We start from the raw sequence: 17,103 nt of genomic DNA on the forward strand, positions 1-17,103 counted from the left end.
GGACCGTCTCCGTATCTTAACGAGGACTAAACGGAGACAGTCCCCGCTTATCTTCGCGGGCGGTCGGTGCTGCCCGCACGCATCCGTCGGGGACAAGAGACAGGGAGCATCCCATGTCCACCCCGTCCGCACCGTCCACCACTGCCGGCGCACCCTCCGCGCCACCCGGAACCGCCGGGCTCGGCCCCGCCCTCCTCGTCATCGTCACCGCGTACCTGATGGTCGGCGTCGACTCCACCGTCGTCAACGTCGCCCTGCCCGACATCCAGACGGACCTGCGCTTCACCCCGACCGGCCTGTCCTGGGTCCTCAACGCCTACACCCTCACCTTCGGCGGTCTGCTCCTCCTCGGCGGAAGGGTCGGCGACATCGCGGGACGCCGCCGCACACTCACCACGGGCGTACTCCTCTTCGCCGCCTCCTCCCTGCTCGGCGGACTCGCCACCGGGAACGGCTGGCTGCTCGCCGCCCGCGCGCTGCAGGGCGTCGGCGCCGCCCTCATCGCTCCGAGCACCCTCGCCCTGATCACCACGAACTTCCCGGACGGCCCCCGTCGCCACCACGCCCTCGGCGTCTACTCCTCCATGGCGGGCATCGGCGCCTCGGTCGGGCTGGTCCTCGGCGGCATGCTCACCTCGTGGGCGTCCTGGCGCTGGGCCCTGCTCATCAATGTGCCCCTCGGCCTCGCGGTGGCCCTCGCCCTCCCCCGCTTCGCGGCCGAGACCCCACGCCACGCGGGCCGGTTCGACGCCGCGGGAGCACTCACCGGCACGACCGGGACGACCTCCCTCGTCTACGCGTTCATCCGGGTGTCGGACCAGGGCTGGAGCGACGCCCAGGCACAGTTCGGCTTCGGCGCCGCGGGCGTGCTGCTCGCGGGCTTCGCCCTGATCGAGTCGCGCGCGCGGCAACCCGTCATGCCGCTGCGCCTGTTCGCCGACCGCGACCGGGCGGGCGGCTACGCGGGCGTCCTGCTGCTGCCCGCGGGCATGTTCGGCGCGTTCTACTTCCTCACCCTGTTCAGCCAGCGGGTGCTGGAGTACAGCCCGCTGCGCGCGGGCTTCGCCTTCCTGCCCATGACACTGGCCATGTTCACGACCGTGCGGTGCGTGCCGCGACTGCTCCAGCGCCTCGGCGCCAAGCCGGTGCTGCTCACCGGCATGGCCCTGCTCGTCGCCGCGGGAGCCTGGCTGTGGCGGCTGGCGCCGGGCGACGGCTACCTGGCGGGGCTGCTCGGCCCGCTGCTGCTGCTCGGCGTGGGTGTCGGCCTGAGCTTCATGCCCCTGAACGCGACCATCCTCGCGCGCGTCGAGCCCCACGAGGCGGGTGCCGCCTCCGGCCTGCTCCAGACCCTTCAGTGGCTCGGCGGCACCCTCGGGCTCTCCGTCCTGGTCACGGTGTTCGGCACGGCGACCCGGCACACGACCGGCTCCCCGGCCGAGATCCTCACCGCGGGCGCGGCCCGCGCGTTCGGCATCGGCTCGCTGATCGCGCTGGCCGCGCTGCTGGTGTCGGCGATCGTGATCAAGGGACGGCGGCACGCCGTCTAGAAGAGGGCGCTGTACGCGTTCAGGGCCGGCTGCCCGCCGAGATGGGCGTAGAGCACGGTGGAGTCCCGGTCCAGCTCACCGCGCGCGACGAGGTCGATCATCCCGGCCATCGACTTCCCCTCGTAGACGGGGTCGGTGACCATGCCCTCGGTCCGCGCGGCGAGCCGCATCGCCTCCAGCGTCGTCTCGTCGGGGATCCCGTACGTACCCGCGTGATAGCGCTCGTCGAGCTCGACGTCCGCCTCGGTGAGTTCCCTCCGTACGCCGATGAGCCGGGCGGTGTCGCGCGCGATCCTCGCGATCTGTTCCCGGGTGCGGGCGGGCTCCGCCGACGCGTCGATCCCGAGGACGCGCCGCGGCCTTCCGCCCGCCTCCTCCAGGGCGGCGAACCCGGCGATCATGCCCGCCTGGGTCGACCCGGTCACCGAGCACACCACCACGGTGTCGAAGAAGGTCCCCAACTCCCTCTCCTGCTCCGCGACCTCGTACGCCCAGTTCGCGAAGCCGAGCCCGCCGAGCCGGTGGTCCGAGGCGCCGGCGGGAACGGCGTAGGGCTTGCCGCCCGACTCCTCGACCTCGCGCAGTGCCTGCTCCCAGCTCTCCTTGAAGCCGATCCCGAACCCGGCCCGCACGAGCCGCACGTCGGCCCCGACGAGCCGGCTGATCAGGATGTTGCCGACCTTGTCGTAGACGGAGTCCGGCCACTCCACCCAACTCTCCTGGACCAGCACGCACTTGAGTCCCGCGCGGGCGGCGCAGGCGGCGACCTGGCGGGTGTGGTTGGACTGCACCCCGCCGATCGAGACGAGCGTGTCGCAGCCCTCGGCCAGCGCGTCGGCGACCAGGTACTCCAGCTTGCGGGTCTTGTTCCCGCCGTACGCGACACCGGAGTTGCAGTCCTCCCGCTTGGCCCACAGCTCGGCCCCGCCGAGGTGCCCGGTCAGCCGCTCCAGCCTGTGCACCGGGGAGGGACCGAAGAGCAGCGGATAACGGGCGTACGAGGAAAGGGACATGGGGCCTCCCGGATCAGTGGGTGTCTTCGTCGGCGAGCTCCTCCAGGCCTCGCCAGATCTCCGCCGTCACACGGACCGCGCCCTCCGCGTCACCGGACGCGCAGGCTTCGATCAGTCGCTCGTGCAGTCCCGCCGAGCGGCAGCTGCCACCCTCGCCGAAGCGCCGGCGTTCCAGACGGCGGATGAGCGGGGTGTAGCGGGTGACGGTGGCGGCCGCGGCACGGTTGCCGCTCACCCGGACGAGGACGTCGTGCAGTGCGTCGTCGGCGCCCAGGGCCGCGTCCACGTCTCCCGCGCGCACGGCGGCGGCGAACCGGTCGTTGGCCGCGCGCATGGCGTCCACGTCGGCGTCCCGCAGCCTGGGCACGGCCGCCCGGGTCACCAGCTCGTGCATGGCGCCGACCACCGCCGCCGCGTCCCGCACGTCGGCGGCCACGACCGGGGTCACCCGTGTGTAGCTCTGCGGCTTGGTCTCCAGCAGGCCTTCGTCGACCAGCCGCGCGAAGGCCTCCCGCACGGGGGCCCGGGACAGCCCGAGCCGCTCGGCGAGTTCGGCGTCGCGGACCACCGCGCCCGGCTCGATCTCCCCGGCCACGATGGCGTCGCGGATCGCTTCGTAGGCGCGGTCCCTGAGCAGGGTCCGCGGCACGGGTCGCATGGCCTCCATGAACTGAAATGTTAGATGTCAGTCCGCCGGACCGACAAGAGCGGGGTCCGCACCGATGTGCGGACCCCGCTCCCCTCATGCCGTCAGGCAGACAGCCCGGCCGTCACCCCGCCCACGGCCAGTCGGCGTCCCGGCTGCTCTCCAGCAGCGGCACCATCCGGAAGGCCGCGTCCGACAGCCCTCCGAAGGTGTGCCGGCCGGGGCGCCCGGAGGGACCGTGACCCGGCCGGTATCCGGCGAGGTTCCAGGTGTAGACCGGCACGTCCGCCGGGACCTGCTCGGTCGGGTCGCCGTAGTGGCTGTACGCGGCCTGCTCGTCGGTGACGATCAGGACCCGGTCGTGCTTCCGGTAGTGCTTGCGCACCGCCGCGCTCGTGTCGGTGCCGCCGAGGTCGCCGAAGCGCTCCAGCACCTTGAGCACCGACTCGCCCCTGCGGTACTTCACCCTGCTGCTCGTGGTGCCGAACTCGACCAGGTCCGCGTCGGCCGCCCGCAGCGCGAGCGCCGTACCGAAGATCGCCGCCGCGTCGGCCCTGTTGAGCTCGGAGCGGTCGGACATCCGCGAGTAGAACATCGACCCCGAGCGGTCCACGAGCACCAGCGTCCGGCCGGGCAGCGCGGGCACGTTGGCCAGCGAGTGACCGAGGCCCCGCTCCAGCGGGTACGACCAGCGCAGCGAGGGCGCGTGCCGGTACGCGGCGAGGTAGCGGAACGGGAACTGCCGCGAACGCGCCACCTCCGCCGGGTCGCTGATCCGCGCGGCGACCTGCTCGGCCATCTCGTCGGACACCCCGGCCTCGTCGAAGTTGCGCAGGTTGCGCACCAGCGCCATCACACCCATGGACGGGATCACGGCCTCCCAGGCCGCCTTGTCCATCGGCCCCTGGAGCCAGCCGGCCAGCGCCTCCCACGTGATGCCGGCGGCCGCGAGCCGCTCGGCACCGTCGGGCGCCGTCACGACGGCACGCCGCTCGGCGACGGGCAGCGCCATCAGCTCGCGGTGCGCGGTCAGCACACGGTCCGACGCGGGCGGCACCGCCGCGTCCGGGTTGTGCCGCCGGTCCAGCGCGTAGCGGAACAGCTCGCCCTGCCACGGCTTGTCCGGGTCCGGCGCCGCGTGCACCAGGTTGAGGATGTCGCCGAAGCGGTAGCCCTTGGACGCCGTGTCGTACTTCAGCAGCGACTTTCCGCTGTAGAGACGACGTACGGCGTCGGCGACACCGCGCTTCACGGGCTTCGGCACATTGCGGCCGTACGTGGCGGTCCAGTAGGCGAGCAGCTCGCCCGGCTCGTCCGGCCGGCGGAGCACGGTGGCCACGACCTGGCGGTTCGAGGGGCCGTCGGTGGCACCCGCGTCCAGCCGTGCCTTCACGTACTCGGCGGCGCCCACGATCGAGGCGGTCCGCAGGTTGCCCTCGCCGCGCAGCCAGCCGAGCAGACCGGCGGTCCACGCCGGGTCCTCCACGGCGAGCTGCCGCACGAGCCGTGCGAAACGGTCGTCGCGGTCCTGGGTCCGCTCGTAGAAGGTGTCCGCGGCAAAGTGGGACATCGCCAGTAGAAACAGCTCGGAGCGCGCGTCACGCTCGCGGCCCCGGCCGCCCTCGTACGTACGCAGCACGCGGCCTGTGGAGGTGACCCGCGAGACGGGCTGCGCCCGCACGCCCTTGCGATTGAATCGCGCCATGATGAATTCCCCCGAATTCATGGATGTTTCGGAGGGAGGCACAACAAAAGGAAGGTGACCGAGGTCGATATCGGCGACGGGCTATAACCTGGCGCGTCTGCCATTTCCGCCACACCGGCCCTGAACCGATGACGGGACTCGAACCCGCACCAATTCCTTGACCAGGTCCCTGAAGTATCCGCTGCCTGCGCACCGGGCACCCACCTTGTGCTGCGCCTCCCGAGATCAAGTCGGCGGCGGCTCTGGATTCTTTTGGGAGAAGAAGTAGCCGCAGCCCGCGCACCGGGAGGTGCATGAAGTTGTGGTGTCCAGAGATCGAGGTCGGCGGAACCGACAAGGTGCTCTAACCCCTGAGCTACACCGGCGCGTTGTACCGGTGGCGGGACTCGAACCCGCGGCCGCCCCATTATGAGTGGAAGTAGGTCCTGCCTTCGCACCTGGACATGCATCACTTTAGGAGGGCGGCCACGGGCCGGGCGAGCGAATTAATGCGTGCTGTCGTCCGAGGGAGTTCAGCCGCGCTTCTGGCGCTTCCAGGGGCCGGTGATGGCGAGCATGATGCCCGGGTCCTGGATGTTGGCGAAGAGGGTGCTGCCGTCGGGCGAGAAGGTGACGCCGGTGAACTCGCTGTACTCGGGCTCTTCCTCGCTGCCGATGTTCAGCTCGTTGCGGGCGATCGGGTAGGTACGGCCGCTGTCCGTGGCCCCGAAGAGGTGCTGGACGCCCTCGCCGTCCTCGGCGATGACGAGGCCGCCGTAGGGGGAGACGGTGATGTTGTCGGGGCCGTCGAAGGCGCCGTCGACCGACGGGTCGGGGTTGACGCCGATCAGGACCTTCAGCGTCAGTGTGCGGCGCTTGGGGTCGTAGAACCAGACGGCGCCGTCGTGCTGGACGGGACTCTCGTCGCGGGCGTACGAGGAGACGATGTAGGCGCCGCCGTCGCTCCACCACATGCCTTCGAGCTTGCGGGCGCGGGTGACCTGGCCGTCGGTGAACTGCTTGCGCACCGAGGTGGTCTTCGCGTCACGGTCGGGCACGTCCACCCAGTCCACGCCGTAGACCGTGCCGATCTTCGTGGCGCGGGAGAGGTCGTCGACGAACTTGCCGCCGGAGTCGAAGCACTTGAAGGCCTGGAGCGAGCCGGCGTCGTCGGCGAGGGTGGCGAGCTGCCCGTGGCCGTGCTCGAAGCCCTGCGGCGGGGTCCAGCGGTAGAGGAGGCCGTTCGGGCCCGCGGCGTCCTCGGTGAGGTAGAGGCGACCACGCTTGGGGTCGACGACGACGGCCTCGTGGGCGTAGCGGCCCAGCGCCTTGATCGGCTTGGGGCCGTGGTTGCGGCGGCGGTCCACGGGGTCGACCTCGAAGACGTACCCGTGGTCCTTGGTCATGCCGTTCTGGCCGGCCTTGTCCTCGGTCTCCTCGCAGGTGAGCCAGGTGCCCCACGGGGTGTTTCCGCCGGCGCAGTTGGTGGAGGTGCCCGCGATGCCGACCCACTCGGCGACCTTGTCGTGCCGCACCTCGACGACGGTGCAGCCGCCGGACGCGGCCGGGTCGTAGACCAGGCCCTCGGTGAGCGGAACGGGGTGCGGCCAGTCGGCGCGGGGGCCCTTGAGCTCGTGGTTGTTGACCAGGAGGGTGGCGCCGCGCGGACCGCGGAAGGTGGACGTGCCGTCGTGGTTGGAGGGCGTGAACTCGCCGGACTCCAGCTTGGTCCTGCCGCTGTAGGTGATCACGCGGTAGGAGAACCCGGCGGGCAGGGCGAGCAGGCCGTCGGGGTCGGGGAGCAGCGGACCGTAGCCGACCCCTCCGTGCTTCGCCCCCGAAGCCTCGCCCGCGCCGTCGGCGTCCGTCTCCGTGGAGGCGAGGGCGTTCGGAGCGGTGGCCAGCGCGCCTACGCTGCCGGCCAGCGCGACTCCGGCACCGGTGATCGCGGATCGTCTGGCGAAGTCCCTGCGGGTGAGCGACATGTGGTGTCTCCTGTGACGGTGGAGGGGGACTGTCGTGGGGGGCGGTGGCGACCTCGGTTGCGGCCACACGCTCCCGCCCGTGCCTGAACGGGAGTTGAACACCGGCCGACTTCACCGGTCCCGCTTCCATGAATCCACCGGGACCCCGGAGGCATCCCGCCCCCTCCCGTGCCCTCACCGGCCGCTCGGTCGCACCGGCCGACCACTCCACGACGGCGCCTGCGCCGGGCGCGCCCCTCGGCGGGGTCGCGCCCGACGTAGCGCGCGTGCCGCTAACCGCCCTGCTGCGAGCGCGCCTTGAACGCGGCCTTGCGGGCCTCCTTGGCGACCTTCTTGTCGGGGTGCAGGCGCCCCATGGCCTCCAGGACGTCCGCGGTGGCCGGATGGTCGACCCGCCAGGCCGTGGCGAAGAAGCCGCTGTGCTGCTGGGCCAGTCCCTCCACGAGGGCCTGGAGTTCCGCGGAGTTGCCCTCGGCGGCGAGCTGGGCCGCCACCGTGTCGACGGTGAGCCAGAAGACCATCGCCTCGGACGGCGGGGGCACGTCGGGCACACCGTGTTCGGAGAGCCAGACCCGGGCGAGGCCTCCGAGCTCCGGGTCGTCGAGGACGTCCCGCAGTGCGGGCTCGGCCTCCATCCCGACCAGGGAGAGCGCCTGCTGACAGCGCAGCCGTCGCAGCGGCCCACCGGCGTCGCCGCCACGGGCGGCGGCGAGCAACTCGTGTGCGGCGGGCAGCGGTTCGCGGCGGGCGAGCCACTGCTCGGTCTCGGCCTGCGCCGCCGTCGGCGGGAACACGGCCGTGCCGTCGAGCAGCGCGTCCGCCCCCTTGTCGGCGAGGTCACCGACCGCGGGTGCGTCGAGGCCCGCTTCGAGGAGCCGGGCACGCAGGCCGTACAGGCCGAGCGGGGTCAGCCGGACCATCCCGTACCGGGACACGTCCGTCTCGTCGTCGGCGGCCGGGTCCTCGGCGTCCGCCATGAGCGCCTCGTCGACGGGCTGGAAGTCGACGAGCCCGGCGGGTTCCAGCAGCCGGAACTGGTCGTCGAGCCGCATCATCGCATCCGACACCTGTTCCAGGACGTCGTTGCTGGGCTCGCCCATGTCGTCGGGCACGATCACCGACGCGGCGAGCGCGGGCAGCGGCACCGTCCCGTCGCCGGCCCCGTCGTCGCTCACGGTGAGCAGGTACAGGTTGCCGAGCACCCCTTCGAGGAACTCGGCCTCCGCCTCGGGGTCCCAGTCGAGGGAGGTGAGGTCGAGTTCGCCGCTCTCCCCCATGGCGTCGACGAGGTCGTCGAGGTCGGGCACGCTCGCGTCGGCGAGCACCGTGTCGAGCAGGGCGAGCCATACGCCGAGGACGTCCTGCGGGGCGCCGGAGGTGAGAAGGGCGAGGTCCTCGCCCGGACCGACGGTGCCCTCCTCCTCGTCCACGATCTCGACGAGCCCGGTGTCGACGGCCATCCCCCAGGCCGCGGCGGCGAAGGCCGCCGCGTCGTCCCCGGTCAGTCCGAGGAGGGAGGCGGCCTCGGGGAGCTGCTCCTCGACGAGCTCGCCCCCCGCGCCGACCCGTGTGTCCGGACCCGCCCAGCGGGCCAGCCGGGCGGCGCGGGAGAGCAGCGGGGTGGCGAGCGCGTCCCGCGCCAGCTCCGCTTCGGAGTGCAGCCGCACCGGCGGCAGGGGGGAGCTGTCTGACATCGGCTGGGTTCTCCTCCGAACAACCAGGACAAGCAGGGCAATCGTAGAAACAGCGGCGAACAGCGACAAGAAGCAGCACAGCGCCCGAAAACGGGAGCGGAACGCCTCCTGTCGCAGCACCGGACCCGAGGAGGTGTCCCCGGACGCGAGGATCCGAGGGCCGCCGGGGAATCCGTGCCGACCGCTCAGCCTAGACGGATTTCCACCCATGCCGCCTGGTTCATGTCCCCGACAACCCCCGTACACCACGGAAACCTTGACAACTCCCCCTGCCACACACGAGATTGACGCGCGTAGAAGTCGAACGGGTCAGCGATCCGCCGGCTTCTACGCGCGTCACCGGCCCGCACGCAGGACGCGTTCGACCACAGCTCCACCCTCGTCCCGGCGCTCACGTACGTCCCCGGAGGGATTCCCTTGCCGAGCAGGAGAACCGCGCGCACAGGCGCGCTGACCGTCGCCGCGGTCTGTTCCACCCTTTCCGCCGTGGTGCTCACCACGCCCGCTCACGCGGACACCGTCCACATCCACGACATCCAGGGATCCACCCGGATCTCCCCGCTCGCGGGCCAGAAGGTCACGGACGTGGCCGGCATCGTCACCGGTGTGCGCACCTACGGCTCGTCCAAGGGCTTCTGGATCCAGGACGCCACCCCGGACGACGACCCGGCGACCAGTGAGGGCGTGTTCGTCTTCACCAGCTCCACCCCGAAGGTCGCGGTCGGCGACTCGGTCACGGTGACGGGCACGGTCTCGGAGTACGTCCCGGGCGGCGCCACCAGCGGCAACCAGTCACTGACGGAGATCACCAAGCCGACGGTGACCGTCGTCTCCAGCGGCAACGCCGTCCCGGCCGCGACGGTCGTCGACGCCCGGTCCGTGCCGGACGCCTACGCGCCCGCGGGCGACACCGCCGCGAGCGGTTCGATCAACGCCCTGACCCTGGAGCCGGCGAAGTACGCCCTGGATTACTACGAGTCCCTCGAGGGCATGAACGTCCAGGTCAGCGACGCCCGCGTGGTCACCGGCACCGACCCGTACAGCGAGCTGTGGGTCACGGTGAAGCCGCACGAGCACGCCAACCACCGAGGCGGCTCGGTGTACGGCTCGTACACCTCGCAGAACACGGGCCGGATCCAGATCCAGTCCCTGGGCTCGACGGCCGACTTCCCGGTCGCGAATGTGGGCGACGAGCTCACCGGTGACACCACGGGCCCGCTCGACTTCAACCAGTTCGGCGGCTACACGCTCGTCGCCGGGCAGCTCGGCACCCTGGAGCAGGGCGGCCTGGAGCGGGAGACGACGAAGAAGCAGGCGCGCGGCGAGCTGGCGGTCGCGACCTACAACGTCGAGAACCTGGACCCGGGCGACGCCACTTTCGCCGCCCACGCGTCCGCGATCGTGAACAACCTCCGCTCGCCCGACATCGTGTCCCTGGAGGAGATCCAGGACAACAACGGCGCGACGGACGACGGCACGGTCGCGGCCGACCAGACGGTGAACAAGCTGATCGACGCGATCGTCGCGGCGGGCGGCCCCACGTACGACTGGCGCTCCATAGACCCGGTCAACGACCAGGACGGCGGCGAGCCCGGCGGCAACATCCGCCAGGTCTTCCTCTTCAACCCCGAGCGGGTGTCCTTCACCGACCGCACGGGCGGCGACTCGACGACCGCGGTGGGCGTCACCAAGGTGCACGGCAAGGCGCAGCTGACCGCGTCCCCGGGCCGGATCGCCCCGGCCGACGAGGCGTGGAAGAGCAGCCGCAAGCCGCTCGCGGGCGAGTTCGTCTTCCGCGGCAGGACCGTCTTCGTGATCGCCAACCATCTCAACTCCAAGGGCGGCGACCAGGGTCTGACCTCGCAGTACCAGCCGCCGACGCGCAGCTCGGAGACCCAGCGCCACGCGCAGGCGACGCTGGTGAACACCTTCGTGGACGAGATCCTGAAGGCGCAGAAGAACGCGGACGTCATCGCCCTCGGCGACATGAACGACTTCGAGTTCTCGGACACCGTGAAGATCCTGGAGGGTGACGGCGAGCTCTGGTCGGCGATCAAGTCGCTGCCGAAGAGCGAGCGTTACACCTACGACTACCAGGGCAACAGCCAGGTCCTCGACCAGATCCTGGTCAGCCCCTCGATCCGCCGGGACTGCGACTTCGAGTACGACAGCGTGCACATCAACTCGGAGTTCCACGACCAGATCAGCGACCACGACCCGCAGGTGCTGCGGTTCCGGCCGTAGTCCGGCGCGGGCAGGAGCCCGGCCCCGTCGTCCGGGGGGCCGGGCTCCTGCCCTGTCCGCTCACGGTGGCGACACCGCGGCACGGGCCGGTTCCCCGCGGGGGCCGGCCCCGGCGCGTCTACGGGGTGTCGAACACGCCGTTCAGCCAGCCCTGCCAGGCGGCTTCGTCGCGCCCGGCGTCGGCGTCCGCCGCGAAGTCGTGGACGCTGATGCCGACCGGCGCGCCCCAGTGGTTGCGTCCGAAGAAGCGGATGAGGGCGTCGTCGGTGCGCAGGCCGATGAAGTACGGGTTGCGGTAGTCGACCACCGCGTCCAGGGCCCGGCCGCCGGGCCCCCGGGCGGTCACCTTGGCCCCCTCGGCCGTGTCGTCGGACAGCCCCAGGGCCCGGCCCACGGCGGTGAACGCGTCGGACGCCTGCGAGGCCTCGGGCCCGTTGAGCGTCGTGAACGCGACCGGCCGGGGCGCGAAGTGCGTGAGGTACTGGCGCAGGGTGTGCAGGTAGAAGTCGGTGTGCTTGCTCGCGCCGTCGTACTGGTTGTCCCAGTCGTCGGTGAAGATCCCGCTGTGCACGTAGCGCACCCAGGCCCGGCGGCCCTCGTCGCGCGGCTCGATGGTGTTGTCCAGCTGGTTGAGGCTCTGGGTGGGGAACCCGACGTCCTCGCTGCGGGAGGTCAGCCGGTGCGGCGGGTCCCAGTTGGTGAGGGTGGAACCGAAGGGGCCGACACGACGCTCGCCGTCGAACTCCATGGGCCACAGCCAGCCCCCGGTACCGGTGGTGAGGGCGTCCCACACCTGCTCGGGCGTGGCGTCGACCTCGTACTCGCGGGCGATCTCGAATTCCTTGGACATGGGGGCTCCTGCTCAGTGGGTCTTGGGGTCGTTCTCGGAGGTGGGCCGGCCGGTGTCGGCGGCCTCGGCGATCGCGGTCTCCGCGACCGCCGCCTCCGTCACCGCGGGGTCCGTCGTGGCGGTGCCGGTCTCGGCGGGGTCCTTGACCGTGGGATGGAGGGCGACGACGATCCGGTGGTCCCGTCCGCCGTCGGCGCCGGGAACGTCGTACTTGCGGATCAGGGCGCTCACTCCGGCCGTCAGCTCCTGGACGAAGGCCGCGCGGTCGGCGGCCGAGGCGAAGCGGACCTCGCCGTCCAGCGCGTAGGTCGCCAGCCGTTTGCGGGCCTTCGCCGCGCCGGTGATCAGTGAGCCGACGTCCCGGACCAGCCGGGCGCCGAGGGCGAGCAGCCAGCGTGCGGACAGCTGGTCGCGGAAGCGGTCCGGATCGGGCTGCACGGCGGACAGGGCGAGGGGTGAGATGACGTACGAGGCGGCGGTCGCGCGCATGAGCCGCTCGGTGACGTTGCCCTTGCGGCGCTCCCCCGCCAGCTCGACCAGGCCGTGCCGCTCCAGCGCCTTGAGGTGGTAGTTCACCTTCTGCCGGGGCAGTCCGACTTTGCCGGCCAGCATGGCTGCCGACGCGGGCCCGGCGGCCAGCTCGGCCAGCAGCCGGGCCCGTACGGGGTCCAGCGAGACGGCGGCGGCCTCTGCGTCCTCGATCACGGTCACGTCCAACATGACCCCACCGTCTCACCGAAAACTTTTTTTGTCCAGACGGATGAAATGTTCGGTGAGTCGGCGGTGACCGCGCGGGCGAGGCGAGCCGTGGGCCTCCGGCGGCGCCCCGCGCCGGCACGGCCGGTCGAGCCGTGGGCCGACGGCGTGGAGGTCAGTCCGGTACGAGCCCGAAGAGGTGCTCGTACCGGGTGACCGTGCTGCTCCTCAGCCCCGGCCAGGCCTGGACCCGCTCCCACAGGGCCGTCGCCGAGCCGATCCCGTCGCCGGGCGCGGCGAGGGCCTCGATGTGGGCCTCGGCGCTCTCCCACTCGGCGTAGTTGAGGACCCGGGTGCCGTCGGCGCCGAGGTGGAAGTGGGCGCCGATGCCGCCGGGATGCGGGTTCGGCTCGCCCTCCAGCGCTTCGAGGACGGCGTCGACCCAGGCACGCTGCCGGACTGGGTCCGGGCTCTCGAACTCCACGTCGACGATCACGAGGCAGCCGGGGACACGTCCGTCACGGTCCGCCGGACCGACACTGCGGTAGCGCCGGAAACGGCCGGGCCCCAGCCGTTCGATGCCGGGGACGGAGATGTCGATCTCGTCGAAGCGCTCCTGACGGTGCGTCTTCACATAGGCCTCGTGGGCCTGTTCGCTCGTCCACTGCGCGTAGTGCAGCAGACCGGAGGCGTCGTGCCCGGCGTACACATGGTGACCGAGCAGCCCGTCGGCGGGCCAGGGGCGGCGCTCCCAGGCCCGGGCGACGGCTTCGGCCGCCTGCTGCCGGCGCAGCGGCGTGCCCAGCCTCCAGACGCTGAAGAAGGGCGCGCCGACGCGCGGGTCGGCGGGGTCGGGGTGTGTGTGGGTACGACGGGTCATACGGGCCTCCGGTGGTCGGCCGTCAAGGACGTACCGACCACCCTTCGACCTCGACCATGGTCGAGGTCAAGCCCGTCCCGGAGCCTCCCTCACTCCTCCCCGCCGGCCGGCCGTTCGTCGAGCCGGGTCAACTGCGTCTGGAACCAGTCGAGCCGGGCCTGCAACAGGGCGGCCTCCGCCACGAGTTCGGGGACACCGAGCCCCTCGGGCAGCTCCGTGGCGGGCTGCACACCGCGACCCGCCACGACCCGCAGCCCGTCCCCGGCCAGCCGGGCGAAGGCGGCGAGCGACACGGACGTACGCCCGCGCACACAGCCCGCGCACGCCGCCGCGAGCGCGCGCCAGCCCGGCCTCCCCCAGCCGGCGTCGGCGAGGGCACCGGCCACCGCACCGCAGGCGCACGGGCCGACGGTCGCGGTCCGTACCCGCTGGCGGGCGTAGCGGAAACCCCGCTCGAAGCGGATGTAGGCGCCCAGGACGGCGACTTCGAGAAGCACGGCCGCCCGGTGCTCGGCGGTGCACGACAGCGCCTCGGCGGCGGCCCGGTCGTGCACACAGTGGAAACCGCAGTCACAGCGGCGGTGCGGTGCCCGGTGCCTCCGTCCGTAGACGCAGCGCGCCTCGTCCAGCACTCCGTACGGCAGCGCACCGCCCAGCGACACACCGGTGAACCCGGCCCGGGTGCCGTCCTGGGACAGCATCGGGTGGGCGATCTTGTATCCGGTCGGCGGCTCCGTCGGGCGTTCCTCGGGGAGCCGCAGCCTCATCGGCCGGCCGTGACCTCTTCGGGCACGGACGTCTCCGGCTCCTCGACCGCCTCGCGCAGCCGCAGTCCGTCCTCCTGCGTCCGGTCCTGTTCTTCCGCGACTCCGGTGGCGAGTGCCTTGCCCAGCCTCATGACGCCTCCCGCGATCTGCCGACGACTGCCGTCCGGCCATAGTGACCCACAACAGGGCGAGTTGGCACCAGGGCCGCTGCTTCTCGCGGGCGCACGCCCGGCGGACGGATCCGACACTCCTTAGCGTCTGTTGCATGTACTTCGTAGAAGAATTAAGTGGAGCTTCACGGTCGAGGTGCCGAGACTACCGTCATGACCACTGCCACGACCGACTCCACGACGCCGGCACCGGCGCGCGCCGCACCGTTCGGCCGCGCTCTGTGCGCCATGATCACGCCCTTCACGGACAGCGGCACGCTCGACCTCGACGGCGCCCAGCGGCTCGCCGACCGGCTGGTCACCGAGGGCTGCGACGGGCTGGTGCTGTCCGGCACCACCGGTGAGTCCCCGACCACGACGGATGCGGAGAAGGCCTCGCTGGTGCGGGCGGTGCGCGAGGCGGTGGGCGACCGGGCGGCGCTCGTGGCGGGGGTGGGGACCGCCGACACGCGGCACACGGTCGAACTGTCGCATCAGGCCGAAAAGGCAGGAGCGGACGGCCTGTTGGTGGTCTCCCCCTACTACAGCAGGCCCCCGCAGGACGCGTTGGAGGCCCACTTCCTGGACATCGCGGACGCCGTCGGGCTGCCCCTCGCGCTGTACGACATCCCAGGACGCACCGGCACCCGGATCGAGCCGGACACCATGATCCGGCTCGCCCGGCACCCGAGGATCGTGGCGGTCAAGGACTGCGCGTACGACCTGCTGGGCACCCAGAAGGTGCTGGCCCGCACCGGGCTGGCGTACTACGCCGGCTGCGACGAGTACGTCCTCGCGCTGCGCGCGATCGGCGCGAGCGGGTACATCAGCACCGTCGCGAACGCGGCGCCCCGTCAGTTCCGGGCGATCCTCGACGCGTTCGACGCGGGCGACACGGCGGAGGCGGGCCGCCTCCAGCGCCGGGCCGTCCCGCTGGTCGAGGCGATGATGGCGGCCGGCCTGCCCGGCGCGGTCACCGCCAAGGCGCTGCTCGGCGCACTGGGTCTGCCCGCGGGGCCGGTCAGGCCGCCACTGCGGCCCGCCGGCCGGGAGGCGGCCGACGGACTGCGCGCGGTGTACGACGAGCTCACGGCGGGTTGATTCAGCGGCGGGCGAAGACGGGCTGCCACGCCTTCAGCTCGTCGTACATCTTCTTCTGGACCCCGCTCAACGGCACGATCCTGTCGCTGCCGATCGTCACCAGCACCAGCCGGGCCCGGTACGGCTCGTCCAGGCCGGTCACCCGCTCCCAGGCGATGAGCCGCCGGTCGTCAACCCAGGCGAGCAGGTCGCCGCCGCGGACCTTGGTGATCTCCTTGCCGGTGCGGGGATCGCGGATCGAGGAGTACGACTTCCCGGGGGCGACCTCCTTCGCCAGACCGAGCGCGGCGAGCCGGCCGTTCGGGGACAGCCGGGCGCCGACGTCCGCCCGCAGGTACTTCTCGTCCGCCGGGGCAGCGATCTTGCCGCCGTCGAGGTCGTAGAACTGCTGCATCCCGTCCCGCTCGCCGATGACGCGCGCGTACACCTGATCGCCGGTGCGGCTGTAGCAGAAGTCCCCGCGCGCGAGGTCGTTGCGGTCGGACGCGACCCCGGTCCAGGCGCCCTCGCCGGAGGCCACGTCGAGGTCGTAGAAGCCGGTCCGGCTCGACTGGGCGAACGCGGGTCCCCAGTCCTGGCCGCCCTTGGCGTTCTCGACCTTGCCGCGCACATCGGGGTTCTCGTCGTACGTCGTGGCCAGGAGCCTGGTCCCGTCGTAGGAGAAGTCGAGTGCGCCGACCCGGTGCTCGACCGGGATCCACCGCTCGACCTCCCCCGTCGCGAGGTCGAGCAGGCCGATCCGGCGGACGGGCAGGGTCTGCTCCAGCACTGCGGCCGTCCGCAGACCCGGTGCGACGGCGACATAGGCCCACCGGGAGTCCTTCACATACCTGCCGGTCGACGGGTCGAGCAGCCAGTACGTGCGGACGCCGATGCCCCGGTCGCGGGTCTGCGGCACGGTCCGCCAGGTGTAGTACGCGGCGAGCGCCGTCTGCCCCACCGCGATCTCCTGCCGCGGTGGCGACTGATCGGAGTGCTGCTCCACATCCCCGGACGGCCGTACATCGCTCTTGCCGGAGTCCAGCAGCGGCACCCCGACCGCGATCGCGACCACGGCCGCCGTGGCGGCGGCGACGGAGGCGAGCCTGCGGACACGGCGGCGCCGACGGACCGAGAGCACCCGGTCGGCGAACCCCGGTGCGGCCGGCGGCTGTTCGGTGGCCTGCTCCCGCAGGGAGTCGCGCACCAGTTCCTCGACGTTCATGGACGGACCTCCACGGGCAGGTAGTCACGGGACGGCGGCTCGGAACCGGCCGGGCCCAGGGCGGCCAGTTCCGGCGCGAGCGTGCGCAGTCGGGCGAGGGAGCGGTGGGTCGTGGAGCGCACGGTGCCGACCGAGCAGCCCAGCACGCGGGCCACATCGGCCTCGGGCAGGTCCTCGAAGTAGCGCAGCACCAGCACGGTGCGCTGGCGTGCGGTCAGCCGGGCCAGCGCCCCACGCATCACGACGCGCAGTTCGGCGGCGGCGGAGAGGTCCGCACCCGGCGCGGTCTCGGGCGGTTCCGCGACGCTCAGTTCGCGTCGCGGCCACTTCAGCCGCCACCGGCTCACCTGCTGCCGGTACAGGATCTGCCGTACGTACGCCTCGGGTTCGTCGATCTGCCGCCAGCGTCCCGCGGCCTTGATCAGGGCGTTCTGCAGCAGGTCCTCGGCCGCGTGCCGGTCCCCGCCGCTGAGCAGCACCGCGGTCTTCAGCAGAGCCGACGACCGGTTGGCCACGAACTGTCGGAAGCTCTCCTGCGCCTCGGCATCCATCGTCACCTTCTCTTCCCCGGCGGCCCCGGTGAACCGCCCCTGTGCCCCTTGTGACGCCCCGGCCCGGCCGCCGCTATGCCTGGCCCCGG

Annotated in this window: 15 protein-coding genes; 3 read left to right on the forward strand and 12 right to left on the reverse strand. The window is 72.0% G+C overall.

The window, feature by feature from the left end; genetic code table 11:
* Positions 1-113: 113 nt before the first annotated feature.
* On the forward strand, positions 114-1,550 hold the full coding sequence (locus tag ACZ4IF_RS26430) for an MFS transporter (RefSeq protein ID WP_467567011.1): 1,437 nt from the start codon (positions 114-116) through the stop codon (positions 1,548-1,550).
* Here the strand turns inward: ACZ4IF_RS26430 and ACZ4IF_RS26435 are convergent.
* The 5 genes from ACZ4IF_RS26435 to ACZ4IF_RS26455 form a co-directional block, all read right to left on the reverse strand.
* Positions 1,547-2,563, reverse strand: coding sequence for a 1-aminocyclopropane-1-carboxylate deaminase (locus ACZ4IF_RS26435; protein ID WP_467567014.1), 1,017 nt, complete (start codon positions 2,561-2,563; stop codon positions 1,547-1,549). The two genes, ACZ4IF_RS26430 and ACZ4IF_RS26435, sit on opposite strands and share 4 nt — an antisense overlap.
* Before the next feature lie 13 nt (positions 2,564-2,576).
* Complete coding sequence (locus ACZ4IF_RS26440; protein ID WP_467567017.1) at positions 2,577-3,230, reverse strand: GntR family transcriptional regulator; 654 nt, start codon at positions 3,228-3,230, stop codon at positions 2,577-2,579.
* Positions 3,231-3,333: 103 nt separating this feature from the next.
* Positions 3,334-4,914 (reverse strand): TROVE domain-containing protein, encoded by a 1,581-nt coding sequence (locus tag ACZ4IF_RS26445; protein WP_467567020.1) that lies wholly within the window; start codon positions 4,912-4,914, stop codon positions 3,334-3,336.
* A gap of 512 nt (positions 4,915-5,426) precedes the next feature.
* A complete protein-coding gene (locus tag ACZ4IF_RS26450) occupies positions 5,427-6,878 on the reverse strand; it encodes an alkaline phosphatase PhoX (protein WP_467567023.1) in 1,452 nt (483 codons plus the stop codon).
* A 272-nt stretch (positions 6,879-7,150) separates the two neighbouring features.
* Positions 7,151-8,572 (reverse strand): hypothetical protein, encoded by a 1,422-nt coding sequence (locus ACZ4IF_RS26455; protein ID WP_467567026.1) that lies wholly within the window; start codon positions 8,570-8,572, stop codon positions 7,151-7,153.
* 417 nt (positions 8,573-8,989) lie between these two features.
* Between ACZ4IF_RS26455 and ACZ4IF_RS26460 the strand changes: the two genes are divergently transcribed.
* Complete coding sequence (locus tag ACZ4IF_RS26460; RefSeq protein ID WP_467567029.1) at positions 8,990-10,816, forward strand: endonuclease/exonuclease/phosphatase family protein; 1,827 nt, start codon at positions 8,990-8,992, stop codon at positions 10,814-10,816.
* A gap of 118 nt (positions 10,817-10,934) precedes the next feature.
* On the opposite strand, the gene ACZ4IF_RS26465 is transcribed toward ACZ4IF_RS26460, so the two are convergent.
* The 5 genes from ACZ4IF_RS26465 to ACZ4IF_RS26485 all read right to left on the reverse strand — a co-directional run bounded on the left by ACZ4IF_RS26465 (position 10,935) and on the right by ACZ4IF_RS26485 (position 14,140).
* Positions 10,935-11,666: an SRPBCC family protein gene (locus tag ACZ4IF_RS26465; protein WP_467567032.1), complete on the reverse strand. Its 732-nt coding sequence runs from the start codon at positions 11,664-11,666 to the stop codon at positions 10,935-10,937.
* Between the two features lie 12 nt (positions 11,667-11,678).
* A complete protein-coding gene (locus ACZ4IF_RS26470) occupies positions 11,679-12,386 on the reverse strand; it encodes an ArsR/SmtB family transcription factor (RefSeq protein ID WP_467567035.1) in 708 nt (235 codons plus the stop codon).
* Between the two features lie 151 nt (positions 12,387-12,537).
* On the reverse strand, positions 12,538-13,242 hold the full coding sequence (locus tag ACZ4IF_RS26475) for an antibiotic biosynthesis monooxygenase (RefSeq protein WP_467567038.1): 705 nt from the start codon (positions 13,240-13,242) through the stop codon (positions 12,538-12,540).
* An 89-nt stretch (positions 13,243-13,331) separates the two neighbouring features.
* Complete coding sequence (locus ACZ4IF_RS26480; protein ID WP_467567041.1) at positions 13,332-14,009, reverse strand: hypothetical protein; 678 nt, start codon at positions 14,007-14,009, stop codon at positions 13,332-13,334.
* Positions 14,006-14,140, reverse strand: coding sequence for a hypothetical protein (locus ACZ4IF_RS26485; RefSeq protein WP_467567044.1), 135 nt, complete (start codon positions 14,138-14,140; stop codon positions 14,006-14,008). The genes ACZ4IF_RS26480 and ACZ4IF_RS26485 overlap by 4 nt, the downstream gene beginning before the upstream one ends.
* 192 nt (positions 14,141-14,332) lie before the next feature.
* Here ACZ4IF_RS26485 and dapA point away from each other — a divergent pair, with 192 nt between their 5' ends.
* A complete protein-coding gene (gene dapA, locus ACZ4IF_RS26490) occupies positions 14,333-15,259 on the forward strand; it encodes a 4-hydroxy-tetrahydrodipicolinate synthase (protein WP_467567047.1) in 927 nt (308 codons plus the stop codon).
* Between the two features lies 1 nt (position 15,260).
* On the opposite strand, the gene ACZ4IF_RS26495 is transcribed toward dapA, so the two are convergent.
* Both ACZ4IF_RS26495 and ACZ4IF_RS26500 read right to left on the reverse strand, forming a co-directional pair.
* On the reverse strand, positions 15,261-16,463 hold the full coding sequence (locus ACZ4IF_RS26495; RefSeq protein WP_467567050.1) for a WD40 repeat domain-containing protein: 1,203 nt from the start codon (positions 16,461-16,463) through the stop codon (positions 15,261-15,263).
* A complete protein-coding gene (locus tag ACZ4IF_RS26500) occupies positions 16,460-17,014 on the reverse strand; it encodes a SigE family RNA polymerase sigma factor (RefSeq protein WP_467567276.1) in 555 nt (184 codons plus the stop codon). The genes ACZ4IF_RS26495 and ACZ4IF_RS26500 overlap by 4 nt, the downstream gene beginning before the upstream one ends.
* Between the last annotated feature and the right edge of the window lie 89 nt (positions 17,015-17,103).

The sequence above is a fragment of the Streptomyces sp. NPDC025784 genome (genome assembly GCF_055558435.1).